Origin of the sequence: Chitinibacter fontanus (assembly GCF_013423785.1) — a bacterium.
Lineage (GTDB): Bacteria > Pseudomonadota > Gammaproteobacteria > Burkholderiales > Chitinibacteraceae > Chitinibacter > Chitinibacter fontanus.
The window spans coordinates 159,095-178,078 of the sequence record NZ_CP058952.1 but is presented as its reverse complement, the minus strand read 5'-3'; the positions used below and the strand labels follow the sequence as shown (position 1 = coordinate 178,078).

The 18,984-nt window shown below is 50.4% G+C and carries 19 protein-coding genes; 5 read left to right on the top strand and 14 right to left on the bottom strand.

The genetic code is table 11. The features are described 5' to 3' along the window. Positions 1-23 precede the first annotated feature (23 nt). Positions 24-830: a sugar phosphate isomerase/epimerase family protein gene (locus tag HZU75_RS00800; protein WP_180307336.1), complete on the bottom strand. Its 807-nt coding sequence runs from the start codon at positions 828-830 to the stop codon at positions 24-26. 95 nt (positions 831-925) lie between these two features. Between HZU75_RS00800 and HZU75_RS00795 the strand changes: the two genes are divergently transcribed. Next, positions 926-1,813 carry a LysR family transcriptional regulator gene (locus tag HZU75_RS00795; RefSeq protein WP_228028138.1) on the top strand — a complete coding sequence of 296 codons (888 nt, stop codon included), beginning with the start codon at positions 926-928 and terminating at the stop codon, positions 1,811-1,813. A 167-nt stretch (positions 1,814-1,980) separates the two neighbouring features. Beyond that, positions 1,981-2,760: an N-acetylmuramoyl-L-alanine amidase gene (locus tag HZU75_RS00790; RefSeq protein ID WP_180307335.1), complete on the top strand. Its 780-nt coding sequence runs from the start codon at positions 1,981-1,983 to the stop codon at positions 2,758-2,760. A 115-nt stretch (positions 2,761-2,875) separates the two neighbouring features. On the opposite strand, the gene HZU75_RS00785 is transcribed toward HZU75_RS00790, so the two are convergent. The 10 genes from HZU75_RS00785 to lysA form a co-directional block, all read right to left on the bottom strand. Next, entirely contained in the window at positions 2,876-5,140 is a 2,265-nt protein-coding gene (locus HZU75_RS00785; protein ID WP_180307334.1) for an arginine/lysine/ornithine decarboxylase, read from the bottom strand. Positions 5,141-5,249: 109 nt separating this feature from the next. Further along, positions 5,250-5,876, bottom strand: a complete 627-nt coding sequence (locus HZU75_RS00780; RefSeq protein WP_180307333.1) for a prepilin-type N-terminal cleavage/methylation domain-containing protein — start codon at positions 5,874-5,876, stop codon at positions 5,250-5,252. After that, positions 5,876-7,198 (bottom strand): pilus assembly PilX family protein, encoded by a 1,323-nt coding sequence (locus HZU75_RS00775; RefSeq protein ID WP_180307332.1) that lies wholly within the window; start codon positions 7,196-7,198, stop codon positions 5,876-5,878. Before HZU75_RS00775 ends, HZU75_RS00780 begins: the two co-directional genes overlap by 1 nt. Beyond that, positions 7,188-7,793, bottom strand: a complete 606-nt coding sequence (locus tag HZU75_RS00770; RefSeq protein WP_180307331.1) for a PilW family protein — start codon at positions 7,791-7,793, stop codon at positions 7,188-7,190. Before HZU75_RS00770 ends, HZU75_RS00775 begins: the two co-directional genes overlap by 11 nt. A gap of 2 nt (positions 7,794-7,795) precedes the next feature. After that, positions 7,796-8,329 carry a GspH/FimT family pseudopilin gene (locus HZU75_RS00765; protein ID WP_180307330.1) on the bottom strand — a complete coding sequence of 178 codons (534 nt, stop codon included), beginning with the start codon at positions 8,327-8,329 and terminating at the stop codon, positions 7,796-7,798. Position 8,330: 1 nt separating this feature from the next. Next, positions 8,331-8,792 carry a type IV pilin protein gene (locus HZU75_RS17535; protein WP_180307329.1) on the bottom strand — a complete coding sequence of 154 codons (462 nt, stop codon included), beginning with the start codon at positions 8,790-8,792 and terminating at the stop codon, positions 8,331-8,333. A 124-nt stretch (positions 8,793-8,916) separates the two neighbouring features. Next, positions 8,917-9,918, bottom strand: a complete 1,002-nt coding sequence (locus HZU75_RS00755; RefSeq protein WP_180307328.1) for an L-threonylcarbamoyladenylate synthase — start codon at positions 9,916-9,918, stop codon at positions 8,917-8,919. 168 nt (positions 9,919-10,086) lie between these two features. Then, complete coding sequence (locus tag HZU75_RS00750; RefSeq protein ID WP_180307327.1) at positions 10,087-10,638, bottom strand: DJ-1 family glyoxalase III; 552 nt, start codon at positions 10,636-10,638, stop codon at positions 10,087-10,089. A gap of 70 nt (positions 10,639-10,708) precedes the next feature. Beyond that, positions 10,709-11,920 (bottom strand): sodium/glutamate symporter, encoded by a 1,212-nt coding sequence (gltS, locus tag HZU75_RS00745; RefSeq protein WP_228028137.1) that lies wholly within the window; start codon positions 11,918-11,920, stop codon positions 10,709-10,711. Positions 11,921-12,071: 151 nt separating this feature from the next. Continuing rightward, entirely contained in the window at positions 12,072-13,304 is a 1,233-nt protein-coding gene (gene lysA / locus HZU75_RS00740) for a diaminopimelate decarboxylase (RefSeq protein WP_180307326.1), read from the bottom strand. Positions 13,305-13,465: 161 nt separating this feature from the next. Here lysA and HZU75_RS00735 point away from each other — a divergent pair, with 161 nt between their 5' ends. From HZU75_RS00735 to HZU75_RS00725, 3 genes are all read left to right on the top strand, one after another. After that, entirely contained in the window at positions 13,466-14,377 is a 912-nt protein-coding gene (locus HZU75_RS00735) for an ArgP/LysG family DNA-binding transcriptional regulator (RefSeq protein WP_180307325.1), read from the top strand. Beyond that, positions 14,374-15,339: a D-2-hydroxyacid dehydrogenase gene (locus tag HZU75_RS00730; RefSeq protein ID WP_180307324.1), complete on the top strand. Its 966-nt coding sequence runs from the start codon at positions 14,374-14,376 to the stop codon at positions 15,337-15,339. The genes HZU75_RS00735 and HZU75_RS00730 overlap by 4 nt, the downstream gene beginning before the upstream one ends. Before the next feature lie 277 nt (positions 15,340-15,616). Further along, complete coding sequence (locus HZU75_RS00725; RefSeq protein ID WP_180307323.1) at positions 15,617-15,802, top strand: hypothetical protein; 186 nt, start codon at positions 15,617-15,619, stop codon at positions 15,800-15,802. A 43-nt stretch (positions 15,803-15,845) separates the two neighbouring features. Here the strand turns inward: HZU75_RS00725 and HZU75_RS00720 are convergent, their stop codons facing one another. The 3 genes from HZU75_RS00720 to HZU75_RS00710 all read right to left on the bottom strand — a co-directional run bounded on the left by HZU75_RS00720 (position 15,846) and on the right by HZU75_RS00710 (position 18,948). Then, positions 15,846-17,588 carry a potassium channel family protein gene (locus tag HZU75_RS00720; protein WP_180307322.1) on the bottom strand — a complete coding sequence of 581 codons (1,743 nt, stop codon included), beginning with the start codon at positions 17,586-17,588 and terminating at the stop codon, positions 15,846-15,848. 1 nt (position 17,589) lies between these two features. Beyond that, a complete protein-coding gene (locus HZU75_RS00715; RefSeq protein WP_180307321.1) occupies positions 17,590-17,973 on the bottom strand; it encodes a DUF6394 family protein in 384 nt (127 codons plus the stop codon). Between the two features lie 345 nt (positions 17,974-18,318). After that, on the bottom strand, positions 18,319-18,948 hold the full coding sequence (locus HZU75_RS00710) for a LysE/ArgO family amino acid transporter (RefSeq protein WP_180307320.1): 630 nt from the start codon (positions 18,946-18,948) through the stop codon (positions 18,319-18,321). Between the last annotated feature and the right edge of the window lie 36 nt (positions 18,949-18,984).

Genomic DNA, 18,984 nt, shown 5'->3' with positions numbered 1-18,984 from the left:
AGGGTTTCCTTGTTAAGTTGGATTTAATGTGGCGCCACCCACTGGCGCATTCGCTGTAAAGTCAATTCAATATTTCGCCCGACGATATCAGGCGCTGTTTCTGCTACGCATTCCAAAAACACTGGGCCGCTAAACTGCAGTTGGTTTAGGTTGTAAAACAAGGCGGCAAAATTGACCTCGCCTTCGCCCGGATTAATCGCGATGCTAGGCCCTGATGGGGTGACGGCATAATCTTTGATTATGAAATTGGCACAGTAGGGTGCTAGTTGTGCAATGTGTTCTTCAGGGCGGATTTTTCCATTGCTGTAATACAGGAAATTGCCAGGGTCAAAACTTAAACGAAAGCATTTGCTGTCGAGTATTTCTATTAAGCTAAGTATTTGCGATGGCTCTGAGCTAATACCCCCGTGAGGTTTGATGGATAGGGTGATGTCGGCGGCTTGTAAATCTGGCTCTAAGGCTTGTAGGAGCGCGATGTATTTCGGTAGTTGTGCTTTAGATTCACAGGCAAAATCCAACAACATCGAGGCGCCTAAGGTGTGCGCATTGGCGATCAGTTGTTGGTACTGTGCGATGCATTGCTTTAGCGATAAGTGGGCTGGCCATTCGCCAGCCAATAGCAATGATGGGTTTAGCCCGGCAGCTTTGCAGGTGTTACGCACCGCGCATATTTGCTTGGCGCTACTTGTTGCGCTCAGTATGGGTGCTGCACCAGAGCTGGTGTTTGCGGAGAAGAGACCAATTTCGGTAAAGCCCAGTGTTGCAATCAGTTCGCAGGCTTTAGCAAGCTTGAGGTGTTGCAAGGGGCGGGTGGTGCAGCCTAATCGCATGGCAAGTTCCAGCTGAGTAATGGCTGGATTATTATCCAAACTAATTTAACAATAAATGCACGTATAATTTGTTAATTGCTAATTATTGGTTTGTAATGATGGATAAGCTGCGCTGCATGGAAGTACTGGTAGCTGTGGTTGAGTGTGGCAGTTTTAGTGCTGCAGCTACTGAGTTATCAATATCAGCTGTTATGGTGGGGAAATATATTGCCCAACTTGAGCAGCAGTTGGGGATGCGCCTCATCGAGCGCACTACGCGTAAGCAGGCATTAACGAGTGCAGGCATTAGCTACTTTGCCCAATGCAAACAAATTCTAGAGCAGGTGCGTGAGGCAGAATGTTCGTTGGAAAGTATGCAGCAGCAAGCCCAAGGCGTGCTGCGGGTTAGTGCCCCCGTAAATTTGGGCTCGACCTTTATTGCGCCGTTGATCGCGGACTATCTGCGGCAGTATCCTTTGGTGAAACTAGAGTTGCTGTTGAGTAATACGCGCGTTGATTTAATCGAAGATGGCTTTGATCTGGCTATTCGTACGGGGGCCTTGCGGGATGATGGTGTGGTGGCGCGCCCGCTACTGGCTTACCGTATGCAAATGTGTGCTTCGCCGGCGTATTTGGCGGAAAATGGTATTCCACAGCACCCTTCTGATTTGTTTCGGCATCATGTGTTAACCCATTTGGTGTGGGGGCAGCGCAATGAGTGGCCAAATTTGGTTTTGGCAGATGGGCTAGTTTGGCCGTGCAAGAGCCGTTTTGCGACGAATGATAGTCAGGCTTTGCGCCAAGCCGCGCTGCATGGGGCGGGGATTGTATACCAGCCTGAGGTGGTTTTGGCCGACGATATTCGGCGGGGTGATTTGCTGCCAATTCTAGAAAAATTCTTACCCCCGGCACAAGCCGTACATTTAATCTATCTGCCCAATGCTCGCCCAAGGCCAACTTTAAGCAGCCTGGTTGAGTTCTTGCTGGCTGCTGCGGGGGATTAAAGCTGGGGTATGTTGTTACAGCTGTTTATAAAAATAGATCGTGGGCATATACATGGTTATGTATTTCTATTCGTTTGCTGGGCTAAATAAAGGTGGGTCACTTTTTGCGAAGTATTAATTTCAAACCAAGGTGTCCGATTACTGTAAGTGGCGCTTTGCTAATCGGTATGCTGGTTTTCTTGCCTGTGGCGCATGCGGCCAAAATTGCCTTGGATGTTGGGCATAATTTGCAGGCCACCGGTACCACGAGTGCATTTGGTGAGACTGAATTTAGCTACAACTTAGCTGTTGCTGAAGTGATTGCAAAGCGTTTGCGGGCGGCTGGCCACTTGGTCACGGTCATCGGTGCGGATGGTCAGATGCTGGAGCTAAAGCCTCGGGCTGCGGCCGCGGCAGGGCATGATTTATTTATTTCCCTGCATCATGATTCGATGAAAGAAGAATATCTCGATGAATGGGTTTGGAATGAGCAGACCTACAAAATGAGCCGCCGTTTTGCGGGGTACTCATTATTTGTATTTGATGCAGATCCAAAATATGCCAATACCACCACCGCCATGTCACCTAGTAACCCATTGGCTGGGTACGGCGCACAGCTAGCAATTAGCTTGGCTTGTGCCACGCGTTTGGCGGATGAGTTGATTCAGGTCGGGATGAAGCCCACGTTGCACCATGCCTATGGTATAGCCGGTGGCTATCGCCCCCTGCTGGATGAGGGGCGTGGAATTTACCAAGCCAACTTTGCGGTTTTACGCCACAACAGTGTGCCAGCAATCTTGTTTGAAGGTGGGGTGCTGCCCAATCCTGAAGAAGCAATTACGCTCAAAACGCTCGAGCATCGCGAGAAGGTTGCCACGGCAGTGCTCAATAGTTTGGATTGTTTGCCTGCTATTAAGTCTAAAACAGTGGTGCCACTTCCCAAAGGTAGTGGGCGCAACTCGCCTTAAAACTAAAACAGGCGGGCTACTTTGGGTTTTCTGTTGAGTTAGTTGGTGGAGTGATGACTTGTTATTGCTTGAATTGGTGAAAAATAAGCCCGCATCTAGCGGGCTTATTTTTTGCTTAGGCTTCTACGCAATCAACAAAATAGTGGGTCTCACTATCTCGTTTTTCGGCGACTAGGCCGTGCGTATAGGTCTCAAAACCTGGGAATTTGCCGTTAAATGCGCGCACAAATTTCAGGTAATCAACGATCGTTTTGTTGAATACTTCACCTGGTACCAGCAGTGGAATACCTGGCGGGTATGGTGTGAGCATTACTGCGGTGACTCGGCCTTCGAGCTCATCCAGTGCTACGCGCTCGATTTCTTTATGGGCCATTTTGGCGAAGGCTTTTGATGGCTTCATCGCCGGTACAATGCCTGACAGATACATCTCGGTTGTCAATTTGGCCACATTGTTTTCGCGATAGATGCCGTGAATTTGCTGGCACAAATCACGCAAGCCGATGCGTTCGTATTGCGGGAATTGCACGACGAATTCCGGTAGTACACGCCACAATGGCGCATTCTTGTCATAGTCGTCTTTGAACTGCTGCAAAGCCGTCACCATCGTGTTCCAACGACCTTTGGTAATGCCAATCGTGAACATAATGAAGAAGGAGTATAGGCCAGTTTTCTCAATCACCACGCCGTGTTCAGCCAGATACTTCGCCACAATCGCGGCTGGGATGCCCTGATCGGTGAAGTCTCCGTCCACATTTAGACCTGGGGTCAGGATGGTCGCTTTGATCGGATCAAGCAGGTTAAAGCCTTCAGCGATGTCACCAAAACCGTGCCAGTTTTCACCGGCTTTGAGCATCCATGCATCGCGGTGATCCAGGCCTTCATCGGTCAAATCATCTGGGCCCCAGACTTTAAACCACCAGTCTGCACCAAATTCTTCGTCGACTTTACGCATTGCACGGCGGAACTCGAGGGCTTCAGCAAGTGACTCTTCAACCAGTGCCGTGCCGCCCGGAGCTTCCATCATGGCCGCTGCGACGTCACACGATGCGATAATCGCGTACTGTGGGCTGGTAGATGTGTGCATCAAATACGCTTCGTTGAATAGATCACGGTCGAGCTTATTGTCGGTCGCGTCTTGCACCAAAATTTGTGATGCTTGCGAAATTCCCGCCAGCAATTTATGCGTCGATTGTGTTGAGAAAATCATCGAATCTTTACAACGCGGGCGATCTTCGCCAATCGCGTGATAGTCGCCGTAAAAGTCGTGGAAGGCCGCGTGTGGCAACCAAGCTTCGTCGAAGTGCAGCGTTTCAATTACGCCGTCGAGCAAGCCTTTAATTTCTTCAACGTTATACAAAACGCCATCGTAAGTTGACTGGGTGATTGTCAATACACGTGGCTTGATATTTGGGTTTTCGGCTAGTTTTTCGCGGCAAAATGGGTTGGCTAGCATTTTCTGACGGATCGATTCTGGCTCGAATTCGCTGCGTGGAATCGGGCCGATAATGCCGTAGTGATTGCGCGTTGGCATCAGGAAAATCGGTACCGCGCCGGTCATCATGATCGCGTGCAGAATCGATTTGTGGCAGTTGCGATCCACCACGACGATATCGCCAGGCGCAACGGTCGAATTCCAGACGATTTTGTTGGAAGTCGAAGTGCCGTTCGTCACGAAGTAGAGATGATCCGCGTTAAAAATGCGAGCCGCATTGCGCTCCGACGCCGCTACTGGGCCGGTGTGATCGAGCAACTGACCGAGTTCTTCCACCGCGTTGCACACGTCGGCGCGCAGCATGTTTTCACCGAAAAATTGGTGGAACATCTGGCCGACTGGGGATTTCAAAAACGCGACGCCACCTGAGTGACCCGGACAGTGCCAAGAGTACGAACCATCTTGCGCATAGTTGGTCAGCGCGCGGAAGAACGGCGGAGCAAGGCTATCAAGGTAAGATTTGGCTTCGCGGATAATATGGCGTGCCACGAATTCGGGGGTGTCTTCGTGCATGTGAATAAAACCGTGCAGCTCACGCAATACGTCATTGGGTATATGACGCGCGGTGCGGGTTTCACCATACAGATAGATTGGAATGTCGGGGTTGCGGCGGCGAATTTCAGCTACGAATGTGCGTAGATGCTCAAGTGCATTTTGGGTTTCTTCGGGCGTGCCGCCACCAAACTCCTCGTCGTCAATCGACAAGATAAAACCGCAAGCGCGGCTTTGTTGCTGGGCGAATGAGGTCAGATCACCATAGCTGGTATAGCCCACCACATCCGTACCCTCGGCCTCAATGGCCGCCGCCAATTCACGGATACCGGAACCGCTGGTGTTTTCCGAGCGGAAGTCTTCGTCAATGATGACGAGGGGGAAGTAAAAGCGCATGGTGATTCCCAATTTAGACGTCTGAAAAAGAAAGAAGAGGGCTCGAAGAGCCCCCTTAACTAATGCCGCATATTCTAGCTGAGTATAAGGAATATGTATTAAGTTTCAGCTAAACACATTCGCCTAAATCGGTCCATGCATCCTGCCAATTTGTACCTTGTCCGGGGGCATACCATGCAGCCGCTGCGCCGCTGCTGCACCAGCCTGATACTTTGCATGAATAGTGGCGGCCTAGGTATTTTGCTTTAGCGCCATTGCTATAGGCTGTTCCGGCCACATATGCTGGCGTTGTGCAGCTAGCTGCTGTTGGCGCCGGGGTGCTACCTGCAGTTGGCGCAGGTGTAGCTGCCGCCGCCACCGATGTTACGCCTACTTGAGTGGCAATTGACATCTCTTGCTTGGTGCTATTCGCATCAGTCCAGCAAACGTAGATTGCTAAGTTTTTTGCATTACTCAGCGTGCCGACACTGCTCACGGTCCATGTTCGGTGGGGTGTGCTATCAGCACAGCTGCCAGGATCGGTTCCTGATGTAAGTGCGGAGAGGTCTTCCGAGCGAGCCTTATCAATTAGCACCTGAGCGCTGGCCATTGCTTTTGCTCTGTCGTTGCTATAGCGGACACTTTTATAAAGATTGCCGTTAAAACCAGCCAGAGCAAGTAAACCTACCGATAAAATAACAACCGAAATTAACACTTCTAGCAAGCTAAATCCGGCCATGCTTTTAAGCTGGCGCATCAAAAGTCTCTCCATGTACCCAGGGCTAGATTGGCCTTGACTCCGCCCCCGTTTGGATCTCGGGTGTAACCTGTTTGGGTATATACGGCAAAAGAAGAGTTGACCGTCACACTCCCTCCAAATGCTGCTGAGCCATCAACCCGCAATGAGCCAGAGAATGGAGTGCCGTCAGGGTCAGTTAGCGTATTGCCACCTACATACAAGAATCCCCAGATGTTGGCGGCCGTATTCATTTTGAAATCGCCATTGATGACTATTTCAACGCCCGTAATGCCATTGGCGTTCATGTTATAGCCAAAATTGTCTATTCGATTGTCTGTGCCTAAATTTAGATTGCCATTGACGAAAATGCGATTTAAACCAAGGGCTTTGCAATTGAGTAAATCGGCTGCAGTCGCTTCAGCGCCACCCGAAGGGGTAATTACGCAGGCAGTCTTTGGAGATGCTGCAGCTTGCGTCGTACGCTCGGAAAGTAGCTGTGCCATGGTTTTTCCGGGGAAGTACTTATTGAAATGATCTTGTTTGCTGGATGATCCAGTCGTGCTGTAGTTAGGAGTTAAGCGATCACCGGGATTGTTTTGGCAGTCGTTCTGACACCCTGTTACTTGAGAGAGACTTCCTCCACTTGCAGTTATGCTGCCGACCGAAATGCCACAGTCAAAACGAGGATCATTTCTCAGTAGAGCATGAATGGATGAGTTGTTTTTAACTGTCGCATTGCCGTTGATATCAAGGGCGCACGTTGGCGTTGAGCCGATAGTAAACTCACTGGTTACATAGGCTGCAGCGTATGTGCAGTCAGTTGTATCTGCGCAGCCACGCGACACAATCAAAAAGCGATTCGGAGTTGTTGTGCTTGCGAGGTAAACCGCATAGGCTTGGACGATTGCAGTGCTGTTATTGGCCGCATCTTTGGGCGCATCTAATAATGTGTTGGGTAGTGCAGCATTTGCAGTTGAAATGTCGTGCGTGTATGCACTTCCATTGCTATTAATGTAGCCATGTGTATTGAGTGCAGCTTGATTTTCATAGCTGGACTTTAGTGTGATATTTGAGCCACTTTGAGTGAAGAATTTCTGCCAATTAATTGTACTGTCTGCGCTACTTAGTTGGGCCATAAACTTAGCCATGCCAGACTGTGCAGCTTCCAGTGCCTGCGCTTGCTTGTATTCATTTGTTGCGCTGCGTTGCTCAATAATTACTGACCTATTGGTGTATAGCGTCATGATACCGAGAATGAATAAAATCATAATCGAAACCAAAAGCGTGGCCACGCCTCGCTGTTTGCTTAGGCTGCGCTGAGTTTTAAGGTTATGCGCCATTTGTGGCATCTCCTTTTAAAGGGGAGTTCGGCATGACAACTCGAATACTTAAGGGTAGTTTGACGTTTGTGTCAGATGACAGTTGGCCTTTGATGTCAAGTAAAATACTTGGTCGATTTCCTGCCTGGTAGCCGACTTTAAATTCCGTGTATTGAACATTGCTTGCACTTGTTACTGCACTCCAGTCAGTGCTTGAGGCTGAGCAGGTATTACCGTTGCCAGTGGTCTTCATGTAAATCTTGCCATCGGTATGCAATAAAAAACCGCTATTTCTTAAATTTCCTCGTTCATCAACATACCGATAAATAAAACAATTTGAATCGGCCAATGAGCCATCTGTTTTTCCTAGCCAGATGGTGCGTACTACGGCCTCATTAGGATTGCCAACTGGCGCGTAGCCTGCGCGACGAACGTCACGTTGAATTAAGTTTGCAGTGCTTCTAACTTCTTGCTGCAGTTTGCTTTGCCCCAATAAATCTTTGCTAGTTTTTAATGTGCTTAGGAAGTATGAAAAAGCGCCTCCAATAATTAGCAGGCCTAAGGCTAGAGCAATTAAAACTTCAATTAAGGTAAAGCCAAGTTGTTTTTTATTCATTGTTAACATGCTGCGGGATAGCCAGCTACTTTTTTGCTTCCAGCAGCTGAGTTAATGCAAACGCTGCCAATTACATTTAAATTAACGGCAACTTTTGCAGCGGTATTTTCAATGGTGAGTACCTGCGTAGCAGTGAGTGTGCCGAAGGTATTGGTAACGGGAAGCCCGCGTACAGGATCAAAGACAATGCCGTTAAATCCGCTTGTCTTGGTGAGTGACATGCCTGTGCTGGTATTTACCTGTTTTATTGCGCAATGATTGCTGCTGGTGGTATCGGTAATTGTGCAGTCGCAGGCGGTATTCCCTGCTCTCATCCCATAACAGCCATTACGAACGTCAAGCTGAACTGCTTGATTAGTTCTAATTGCTTCTGTTCTGGCCATGACCAAATCTTGCGCTAGATTTTCTGCAAATCCTTTGGCGCGATTGATTGCTATGTATTGCGACAAGCTAGGCGCTGCAATTGCAAGTACGATGCCAAGAATAACGACAGTGCTCATCATTTCGATGAGCGTAAACCCAAAATCTTTCTTCATTTTATCGACTTACGCAGGTTTGATTGGTGCCAGTGGTGTCGTCATAGAAATTGCTGTTGCCATTGCTAACCACCAGCCTGATTGTTTGACAGGCAGACTTGTCACTTGTCTGAGCCCCCATCGCTTTGGCGCTTGCGGTGTAGCCTGTACCCGAGTTGCCACTTAAACTCAGGCAGTAGTAACCATTTTCTGATTTGATACCGTTATTGCCGCCGCCGCCACTTGCCACACAATCAGGGCTTTTGCCCAGTAGCGTACCGATCGAACCTGAGTAGCCGGTTTGATTGGCACGGTATTTTTCTTGAAGTTGCTGGATGTTGCTTAGCGCGGTTGTTGCATCTGTTCTGCGAGATTTGCGCACGTAGTCTTGGTATGCAGGAATAGCGATAGCCGCCAAAATCCCGATGATCGCTACAACAATCATTAGCTCGATCAGTGTGAAGCCAAGTTGTTTTTTGTGCATACCAAGTTCTCCAGTTCTAGTTTTTTGCATCGTAAGGTTTTTACCTTACAGCCGCAAGTGAGGTGTGATCTGAGGCGCAGAGCGGTTACTAATCGAGGATAAGTGGTCGTTTTTCTCTAATTGCTTAATACAACTTGTGATGTGCTGCACGTTGCAATCGGTCTTGAACTGCTAGCCATTCGCTGGTGCTGGGCGGTAGCTCTAGCAATAATGCATCGTAATCGGCTAAGTCCAGTGATCTAAGCGTGGCATACAGTGCTTGTGCGTATTTATCACTGTTAGCAGGCATTAGGTGCAGTGGAAGTTTTGTTTCATCTCCCCGTGCTTCGGCGGTGATAATGATCACCCTTTGACCCTGTGCCTGTCGTTGCTGTGCTTGCTCTAAAACTGCTGGCCAGTTGCCGGTGATGAGTGGGGTGCGCGGTGCGTAGTGCGAATCAAGCAGACCAGAGACGCGCTGTTTGGCGCTGTGTTGATTGGTATGGTGCTCTAGATCATCGCCCAACACCGCTTCGATCGCTTCGCGGGAAACGCCGCCTGGGCGTAATAATTTCGGTTTTTCGCCTACTAAGCTCACTATCGTTGATTCAACCCCCACTTCGCAGGGGCCGCCATCAAGGACTAATTGCAAAACCTCTGGGCTAAATTCGCTACGGACATGGGCTGCTGTTGTGGGGCTGACGTGGCCAAATTGATTGGCGCTTGGCGCCGCGAGGCCGCCGCCGAATTGTTGCAACAGTTGGTGAGTTAGCGGGTGTGCTGGTGCACGCAGCCCAACAGTGTTTTGCCCGCCAGTTACAGCGTCTGATACGTGGGGCTGACGCTCCAAAATCAGCGTGAGTGGCCCTGGCCAGAAATGCTCGGCTAATAAATAGGCTTCATCAGGGATATTTTGTGCCCAGTGTTCTAATTGTGCGGCGCCTGCAATGTGCACGATGACGGGGTGATCAGCTGGACGACCTTTGGTCGCGAAAATTTTAGCCACTGCTGCGGGCTGACTTGCGTCGGCTGCTAGCCCATAGACAGTTTCGGTCGGAATGCCAACCAACTGGCCAGCCCGAAGTAGCGTAAGCGCAGTGTCCAGCGATTCAGTTGAAAGCTGGCTGATTGATGAAGTGCTATTCATGAAGATATGCCGCAGAGTATTTCAAGTATCTTGGCATTATAACATCTCCATCAAATCAACTTGTTCCAGTGTGCTGTAAGGCCTTTGGGGTGGATTTTTGGGGGGTATCCCTTTGTGATTAAGTAACTAATTTGATTTTGGTGAAATACGTGTGTGGGTATTGTGCTTTCATAGGTAAAGCATGGCTTTGCCAACCTGCTGTGCGGTCGCATCATCTTTCAATTGACGAACTAACTCTAACGCAAAAAGCGCTGCTGTCGCGGGGCCACGGGAGGTGGTGATAAGGCCGTCGGTGACGACATTAAAGGCCGTAATTTGGGCTTGTCCAGCCAGAAGCTGGGCTTCACAGCCGGGAAAGCAGCAGGCGTTTTTATTGGCTAATAAACCAATCTGTGCCAACACCATCGGCGCTGCGCAAATGGCAGCAAGGCGTTTACCCGCATCAATTTGACTAATTAAGCGCTGGTGCAATGGGTGATGTTGTAACATGGCTTGCGTGCCCGGGCCGCCACCGGGCAAGATAATCAGTTCGGGTTGGTCCGAGGCTGCACTAAATGGTAAATCTGCGCAGATAGAGATGGCATGTGCGCCCACCACATTGAGCTGTTCGTTGAGCGAGATAAGCTGAGTTGGGATTTCGCTGCGACGCAAAATATCGGCCACCGTAATGAGTTCCACTTCTTCAAAACCAGTTGCCACATAAATATGAACCTGACTCATAGTATTTTCTCTTAACGGTATAGTGCTAACGCGCATTTATTGATTAGTGTATGGGGATATGCCTGGTGAATTAAAAAATCGGCAAGGCCATAAATAATTTAATAATGATCGCATTTGCAATATCGATGAAAAATGCGCCAACCATGGGTACAACAATAAAGGCCAAATGCGATGGGCCAAAGCGATGAGTAACTGCCTGCATATTTGCAATCGCAGTTGGGGTTGCGCCCAAGCCAAAGCCGCAATGGCCTGCTGCCAGTACCACTGCATCATAGTTTTTACCCATCACACGGAAAGTGACAAATATGGCGTAAGCGGCCATGGCACCGGCTTGTACGATCAAAATCAATAGCATCGGCAGCGCCAAATTGGCCAGCTCCCACAGGCGTAAGCTCATCAATGCCATCGCCAAAAACAGCGCCAAGCTCACATTGCCCAACACCGAAATTTCGCGATCAAACACTTCATACCAGCCCAAGCCAGACAGGATATTGCGCAGTAACACGCCATTGAATAGCACGCAGACAAAAGTCGGCAGTTCGAATGCAGTTCCTGCTAGCGCTTCGGCTAGCATATGGCCGCCCGCCAAGCTCAGTACAATCAGAGCCAGTGATTCGATGAAAGAATTCACCGTAATCAGCCGAGTGGCTTGCGGTTCTTCAAACATGCTTGGGTCGCGGTCTTGATTGTGTTCTGCGCCGGGTGCGGTCACTTTTTTTAGCAAAATTTTGGCCACCGGCCCACCAATTAAACCACCCAATACCAAACCAAACGTCGCGCAGGCCATGGCTAGCTCGGTGGCACCGGTAATGCCAAATTGTTCGGTAAAGACTTTGCTCCATGCAGCCCCAGTGCCATGGCCACCCGATAAGGTAATCGAGCCTGCGAGTAGGCCTAGATGACTATTGAGCCCGAGTAAGTTGGCTAAGCTAATGCCGATGATGTTTTGCATCAGCAGCAGGCCAAGCACCACAAATAGAAATTTCACCATTACGCTGCCACCCGCGCGCAGGCTGGCCAGATTGGCGGATAGACCAATGGTGGCAAAAAACGCCAGCATCAACGGGGTTTGAATGCTGGTATCAAATTTCACGCTAACTCCGGCCACTTGCTGTGCTAGTAGCATCAGTAGCGCGACGACGAGACCGCCCGCCACTGGCTCGGGAATGGTAAAGGCCTTGAGCGGCGCAGTTTTCTCGACTAGTACGCGGCCAAAGAGCAAAACTAATGAGGCGGCGACCAGCGTGCCATAAGTGCCAATGGTAATAATGTTGGTATTCATTTTATTCTCCGCATTGCCTCGATCAGCACAATGGCTGCGCTAAGCGCAATAAAAATGGCTTGCAAACTGTGCAAGCCATTTTATTTGAAATGAATACCACCGCGCTGTTAATTAATTGGCTTGTGGTTTTTCCTGCTGCATTTTGCTGAGCTTAGTTTTCCAGCGCCAGCAATTCGGCGACGGTTTGGCGGCGGCGGATTTGCTTGACTTGCTCGGCATTAATCATTACTTCGGCGATCAGCGGGCGGGTATTGTAGTTACTCGACATGCTGGCGCCATACGCGCCGGTATCGTGCAGCACCACCCAGTCCCCGATTTCGCAGGTGGGCAATTCGCGTGGCGTGACTACGCCACCTTCTTCTTGCGTGAATACATCGCCCGATTCGCATAATGGGCCGGCTAGCACTGTGCCGCGTGTGTTGCCACCTGCTGCAGAACCATCCGCGCGCAATACGCTGATTTCATGGAAACTGCCGTACATCGCTGGACGCATCAGATCAGAAAAGCCTGCGTCAACCAGTACAAAATGATTGCTGCCGACGTCTTTTTTGGCGCGCACTTCAGTAATCAATTTGCCGCTTTCGGCGACGAGGAAACGGCCCGGCTCAATTTCTAAATGAACAGGGTGACCCAGATGCGCGGCAATTTCATTGCGCGCCGCATCCCACAGGCTGAAATAATGCGCGGTGTCGATGGTTTCACCGCCAACGCGATACGGGATGGATAGGCCGCCACCGGCCGAAATTGCCTGAATATCACGGCCAGATTCTTTCACCTGTGCCACCATCGCAGCGCAGACTTCTTGCAAATGGCTGTAATCCACGCCCGAGCCAATGTGCATATGCAGACCGACGAGTTCCAGGTTGTATTGGTTAATCAGCGCCAGCGCTTCAGGAATTTGCTCGTGCCAGATACCGTGTTTGCTTTGCTCGCCGCCGGTGTTGGTTTTCTGGCTGTGGCCGTGACCAAAACCGGGGTTTACGCGCAACCATACTCGATGGCCGGGGTGGGCTTGGCCCAGTTGTTCCAGCATTTGCGGGCTGCCGCAGTTCACTTGAATATCCAGCTCGACTACGCGTGCCAGTGTGGCGCGATCGAGCAAATCGGCGGTAAACACAATATCGTCGCTGCCTGCTCCGGTGGCGAATCCCGCTGCCACGGCGCGCTCGATTTCACCCAATGATACTGAATCGACTTTAACGCCTTGCTCGCGCATCAGACGCAGGATATGGATATTCGAGTTGGCTTTTTGCGCAAAACGAATCGTGTCGAACATTTTGAGCTGGCTAATCCGCTCGCGAATCGTGGCGGCGTCATAAGTCCAGACTGGGGTGCCAAATTGCTGGGCGATTTGCGCGACTTGCGCGCCATTCAGTGGTTTCATGATGTGGGCTCGTTGATGAAGTCGTTTTTTGATGTAGCTATTCAAACAGAGCCCGTAAACATGGTAAAACGATAAATTCTTGCCCTCATGCAATTTGGCTAAAGGATGCCCGCCTGACCGTGACTGGGTAGCGATGCAGTTGGCGGTTGGGCTGATGAATTATGTTTGATTACAAACTTCTTGAAGCACTGGATATGGTATTGCGCTGTGGCAGTTTTGATGCGGCTGCCAAACGTCTGCACTTAACGCCCTCCGCAATTTCGCAGCGGATTCGCCAGCTCGAAGAGCGACACGGCGAAGTATTGCTGCGGCGTGAAAACCCTTTGTGTGCGACGCAAACAGGTGAAAAACTACTGGCGCATGTGCGGCAGGTCCGCGCACTGGAAGGCGAGCTGGCCGAGCAGGTGGCGCAGCAAAATAATGTTGGCGAATGGCTCACGCTGTCGGTGGGGGTCAATGCCGACAGTTTGGCCTTGGGCTTGCTGGCTGCCTTGGCGCCGGTGTTGGCCGAGCAACGTTTGTTGCTCGAATGCGTGGTTGATGACGAGGCCTATACGCTTGATTTGCTGCGCTCGGGGGAGGTGTCTGGATGTATTAGTACGCAGCCCATTGCAGTTGCTGGCTGTGGCGTATTACCACTGGGTAGTATGCAATATATCGGGGTCGCCACGCCGCAATTTGTTGCGCAGTATTTAGCGGCTAGCCCAGCCTCGCCTGATTGGTTGCCGCAATTGATACAAGCTCCCGCCGCAGTGTTTTCGCGCAAAGACAGCCTACATCGGCGTTTGCTGCGCGAGCGCTGGGGCTTGCTTGAAGGGCAATACCCCTGTCATGTGATTCCGGAAAGTAATGCTTTGTATGCCGCCGCTGTTGCGGGCGTGGCCTATGCCGTGGTGCCGCATCAGCAAGCGGCCGCCGCGCTGGCGAGTGGGCAATTGCTGGCGCTGCCCGCGTTTGCGCATGCCACGCCGCTGTTTTGGCACCACTGGGCGCGCCAGACGCGCCCGGCGCAATTATTTAGCCAAGCGCTGCAAGCGTTTGCGCAGCAATATTTGAAGACGGAAAACCCATGACTCAGCCCGATTTAATAGTATTTCTTGACCAAAACACCTTACCCGTTCCGCTCAAGCCGCTGGATGTGCCGCATCGCTGGCAAAGCTATCCACAAACCGCGCCCGAGCAAGTCATCGAGCGCTTGCAAGGCGCGACGGTGGCGATTACCAATAAAGTGCCAATTACGCGCGAGATGCTGGCTGCTTTGCCAGAGCTAAAACTGATCGCAGTAGCGGCCACGGGCTACAACATCATTGATATGGCCGCCGCCCGCGAATATAGGGTGGGGGTGTGTAATATCCGAGACTATGCCATTCATGGCGTAGCGGAACATACCCTAATGTTATTGCTCGCCTTGCGTCGCCAGTTGCTGGTGTATCGCCAGCGGGTGCAAGCGGGTGAATGGCAAAACGCGCCGGGCTTTTGCCTGTTTGCACGCACGCCAGCCGAAGCTATGCACGACTTGGCGGGTAGCCGGATGGCGGTAATTGGCTCGGGCGCGCTGGGGCAGGCAACGGCCAAACTGGCGCAAGCATTTGGCATGCAGACCTTTTTTGTTGAGCGCAAAGGCGCTAGCAGTGTGCGGGCTGGATATTTAAGCTGGGAAGCGGCCTTACAAACTGCCGATGTGATCAGCCTACATTGCCCGCTTAACGAGCAAACCCGCAATTTGATTGGTGCAGCCGAACTGGCACAAATGAAACGTAGCGCGATCGTGCTCAATACTGCGCGCGGCGGGCTGATTGATGAAGCGGCTTTGCTTGCGGCATTGCAAGCCGGCGTGATCGCTGGCGCGGGCTTGGATGTGCTGCTGACTGAGCCGCCACGGGCTGGTGCTCCGCTGTTGCTGGCTGATTTACCCAATCTGATTGTCACGCCGCATGTAGCCTGGGCCAGTGTTGAAACCATGCAAACGCTGGCCGACCAGTTGATTGATAATGTGGCGGCTTTTTTGCGCGGCGAGCCACGTCATCTGCTTTGATGGCTTTCAGTGATGAATTTAGCAAAAGGCACTCACTTGAGTGCCTTTTTTATTGTTCAACAGTTTGTTTTCCACTGGATTAGGCCTTCGTACACATTTAGCGTGCATAAGAAAATGTATAGCCTGTGGGTAAACGCGCTAAATGGCTGTCTTAATGGATTTTTCTTGTAATGCTTAAAATTTAGGCTATTGTGGCGCGAATAAACGGCTTATTCCCATTCAAGCAGGATAGCTAATGGGGTAAGTTGTGGATAAGCCGATTAACTGGCTGTATTGATTGAATAAAATTGGATTGATTAAAAAATGGGCAAATAAAGGCCGGATTTTTGCTTTTTGCCCACAATTTGGCTATCTATTTGTGTTGCTGGCTGGAAATATTCAATCCGTGGGCTATATTGCCGCCGTTTGGGAATTACTCCCGAATTTGCAGGATAGCTACTTGGGTAAGATGTGGATAATCTAATTAACTAATTGTATCAAAAGGAAAATATTAAACTGATTAAAATTTAATCAGCTCCTTGTTCGGCGATGCTAAGCGGTGGGTTTTTCTGGTCTTGTCGATATTGTGCGATTCGGCGGAATAGCCAGCTTTGCGGCTGCTCTTGGCCGGTGCGAATGTAATCGAGCAAGCTAATGCTCTCTTGTACTGCAGTGTGCGCTAGCCGCGCGTGGTGATTACCAATAAATAAGAGCTCGTCACCAAAATACAGCGGCGTATCGCCAGTTGGCAGCAATGTGTCTGTGCCTGCATGGCGGTGCAGCAAGGCTAGGCAGCGCAATGAATCGCCATGATTCAGCGCATCGTGGGTGTAATGCTCAATACGCAGCGGCGGAAGGGGTTGGGCCAGCATGGCATGCACGGCAGAGGCGTTGCGGGCGTTAAATTGGATGCGCCAGATTTCTGGCACTTTCCCTTTACAAAGTTCAAGCAATTGTGGGAGTAATTGCGCGGCCCAAGCTTCAGATTGCTGACTAATTAGCGCCATTGCATCGGCCAATAATGGGTTCTCCATCGCGCGTAGGCATTCGTGCGCAATAATTTGTGCCCGAATCGACGTGATATTAGGTTTAAAGGCAGTAAACAGGATGTGATTATGGGTTAGGTTTTGGCGCGCTACTGTGAATAGCTGCGGGTTAATTTCCCGTGCAGTGGCCAGTGCAGAAAGATTATTGGCATCATTATCGTGGCTCACCAGCAAACCAACGGCATGCTCGATACCTGCTTGTTTCAATGAGGCCGCATCCACACCTAGGGCATGAATAAAACAATCTGGCGGTAGTTGCGCTTGCGGCTCTGGGTCTATCACGGTCACGCTGCAGCCTGCCGCTAACAACGCCTGATACACAGCAGCGCCAAATCGTCCAAAGCCAACAATGACCCAATGCCCAACTGGCGGTTGGGGCTCCGTTGCGATTGGGTTGCCCGGAAAATCAGCCAATACATCGCAAAGCTGGGCCACATTGGGTTGTTGTAAGCGCCGGGCGAATTTTCGCCCAACGGTTTCAAATAAATTGATGACTTTATTGGTGCCAAAGGAGGCCATGTTTTCGGCCACGGAGCGGTTGCGGCTGCGACAAATGGATAGTATCTGTGGCCGTAGTACATAGGCGCTAATCGCGATGGCTAGATTGGCCTCTTCATTGCCGGTAATACCTACGATGCCAATGCAGTGCGGGTGTTCAATGCCGGCGATTTTAAGGAGCTCGGGGTTGGCCGCATCACCTGCAAAACTTGGCGTATCGTAATGAAAATTGGCCAAAGCAATGTCGTTAATTCGCTCTTCACGCAGCTCTAGAATGACAAAGCGAATATCCAGATCATCCAGCACTTTGCATAAAATCCGCGCCGTTTGTCCGTAACCGCAAATTAAATAGAAAGGCTCGCTGATGCGGCGTACTTTGCGCCCGAAGCGCGCATGGGCAATTGCTTTGCGCAGCGATTCATCACGCATTAATCCAAAAATTGAACCAATCGCATATGCCCAGCCAGTTACCGCCAGATAAATGCACAGCAGCACCCATAGGCGCTGCTGGTAAGTAAATGGATGTGGTATTTCACCAAAACCGATTGAAGTGGCGGTGTAGCTAATAAAATAAAAAGCGTGAAAGAAGTCGATGTGGTATGGCTTGCCATTGCCATCGATGCCGGGAATTAATACCAGCCCAAGCACGGCAATGGCATAAATACTGATTAGCATGATGATGGGCGCTCGCAAGCGCCGCAACATCAAAAAGAAAATGCCGTCCATATCAGCGGCGGTGTTGCAGAGTTTCGCCGATCAGTAGCACGACCGACACCAAATTGGCGGCTAGTGCGCCTGCCGCAAATGACACCACCATTGAAGTCACGCCGGGCGTCATGCCGGTGCCGCTGACGTATTCTGCGTGTCCCCAGATCAAGGCCGCGGTGACGAGCTGCAAATCGGCCACCAAACTCGTGGCCAAGTGTAATGCGCCAACTTGAGTGCGGTCGCCAAATTTTAGTGCGGTGGCGATGAAATTGATGACGATAGCTGCAAAGAGCTCAAAAACATCATGCTGGTGCGGGACATCGATTTGCCCAAGCACAAAGCCAAAGTTCAGTGTGAAGGCCAATAAAATAAAAAAACCAAAAATGACTTTTTCGATATTCATAGAGGCGCTCGATTAGGGCTAGCTAGGGGGTATGGGGCTGTATGCCAGCTTGAATGGCGCTGCAGCGGTATACGTCTGATTGTGGCTTAGTCCACCATTGAGTTCAAGGCATTTGTACCGCAGCTGCTTGTTATCCACCTTTTTCGTGGATAACAAGGCTCACAGCTGTGGGTAAGTGCTTTAAGTGTTTGATGCAACAGGAGGTGGCGCCGTTGCTGCAAAAATGAGCGGTAGCCAACTAATCGATGAGGTTTTCCCCGCTTTATTGGCATAGCTGTATGAATAAGCTGTGGATGAGTTGGCTAATCAACTGTTTTATTTAATTAAATTTGGATTGCCTAAAATCTAGGCAAGCAAGACGCCGCTCATTTTTAATAAGGAAACACCAATCGCCACCATCATTAGTGCAATAAGGCCATCCAGAATGCGCCAAGCCGTTGGTTTGGCAAACAATGGGGCTAGTTTGCTGGCCCCATAAGCCAAGGAAAAAAACCACAGCGCGGAGAAGCTGACCGCGCCCAATAAAAACATTGGTTGGTGGCTGCTTGGTTGTTGCGCACCGATGCCGCCGACTAAAACGACAGTATCCAGAATTGCGTGGGGATTCAGTACAGAAAACCCCAGCGCGGCAATGGCGACATGTTTGGCGGTTTTCGCTTCACTTTGGCTGGTATCTATGCTCATCGCACTGGGATTGATGGCCTTTTGTAATGATTGCCAGCCGAACCAGAATACAAAGGCAGCGCCGGCCAGTGCCATCCAAACTTCGAGCTGGGGCAGGGTTTGCAGCATTTTGCCCATTCCCAATACTCCTGCCGACATCAGCAGGAAATCACAAGTCACGCAGGTGATTGCCGCAACAAATAGATGCTGACGGGAAATACCCTGACGCAATACAAAGGCATTTTGCGCGCCGATGGCCATGATCAGGCTGGCGCACAATGCCATACCTTGGAAAAACACACTGCTGTTCATGTTAAATGCTCGTGATCAATCGATTTATGATGATTG

Coding starts and splice junctions, on each gene's coding strand:
- gltS (WP_228028137.1), bottom strand. CDS start 11,920: ATGAATACCAACATTATTACCATTGGCACTTATGGCACGCTGGTCGCC.
- HZU75_RS00790 (WP_180307335.1), top strand. CDS start 1,981: ATGCTGGTTTTCTTGCCTGTGGCGCATGCGGCCAAAATTGCCTTGGAT.
- HZU75_RS00785 (WP_180307334.1), bottom strand. CDS start 5,140: ATGCGCTTTTACTTCCCCCTCGTCATCATTGACGAAGACTTCCGCTCG.
- HZU75_RS00735 (WP_180307325.1), top strand. CDS start 13,466: ATGTTTGATTACAAACTTCTTGAAGCACTGGATATGGTATTGCGCTGT.
- HZU75_RS00730 (WP_180307324.1), top strand. CDS start 14,374: ATGACTCAGCCCGATTTAATAGTATTTCTTGACCAAAACACCTTACCC.
- HZU75_RS00755 (WP_180307328.1), bottom strand. CDS start 9,918: ATGAATAGCACTTCATCAATCAGCCAGCTTTCAACTGAATCGCTGGAC.
- HZU75_RS00710 (WP_180307320.1), bottom strand. CDS start 18,948: ATGAACAGCAGTGTGTTTTTCCAAGGTATGGCATTGTGCGCCAGCCTG.
- HZU75_RS00720 (WP_180307322.1), bottom strand. CDS start 17,588: ATGGACGGCATTTTCTTTTTGATGTTGCGGCGCTTGCGAGCGCCCATC.
- HZU75_RS00780 (WP_180307333.1), bottom strand. CDS start 5,876: ATGCGCCAGCTTAAAAGCATGGCCGGATTTAGCTTGCTAGAAGTGTTA.
- HZU75_RS17535 (WP_180307329.1), bottom strand. CDS start 8,792: ATGCACAAAAAACAACTTGGCTTCACACTGATCGAGCTAATGATTGTT.
- HZU75_RS00750 (WP_180307327.1), bottom strand. CDS start 10,638: ATGAGTCAGGTTCATATTTATGTGGCAACTGGTTTTGAAGAAGTGGAA.
- HZU75_RS00765 (WP_180307330.1), bottom strand. CDS start 8,329: ATGAAGAAAGATTTTGGGTTTACGCTCATCGAAATGATGAGCACTGTC.
- HZU75_RS00775 (WP_180307332.1), bottom strand. CDS start 7,198: ATGGCGCATAACCTTAAAACTCAGCGCAGCCTAAGCAAACAGCGAGGC.
- HZU75_RS00800 (WP_180307336.1), bottom strand. CDS start 830: ATGCGATTAGGCTGCACCACCCGCCCCTTGCAACACCTCAAGCTTGCT.
- HZU75_RS00770 (WP_180307331.1), bottom strand. CDS start 7,793: ATGAATAAAAAACAACTTGGCTTTACCTTAATTGAAGTTTTAATTGCT.
- HZU75_RS00795 (WP_228028138.1), top strand. CDS start 926: ATGATGGATAAGCTGCGCTGCATGGAAGTACTGGTAGCTGTGGTTGAG.
- lysA (WP_180307326.1), bottom strand. CDS start 13,304: ATGAAACCACTGAATGGCGCGCAAGTCGCGCAAATCGCCCAGCAATTT.
- HZU75_RS00715 (WP_180307321.1), bottom strand. CDS start 17,973: ATGAATATCGAAAAAGTCATTTTTGGTTTTTTTATTTTATTGGCCTTC.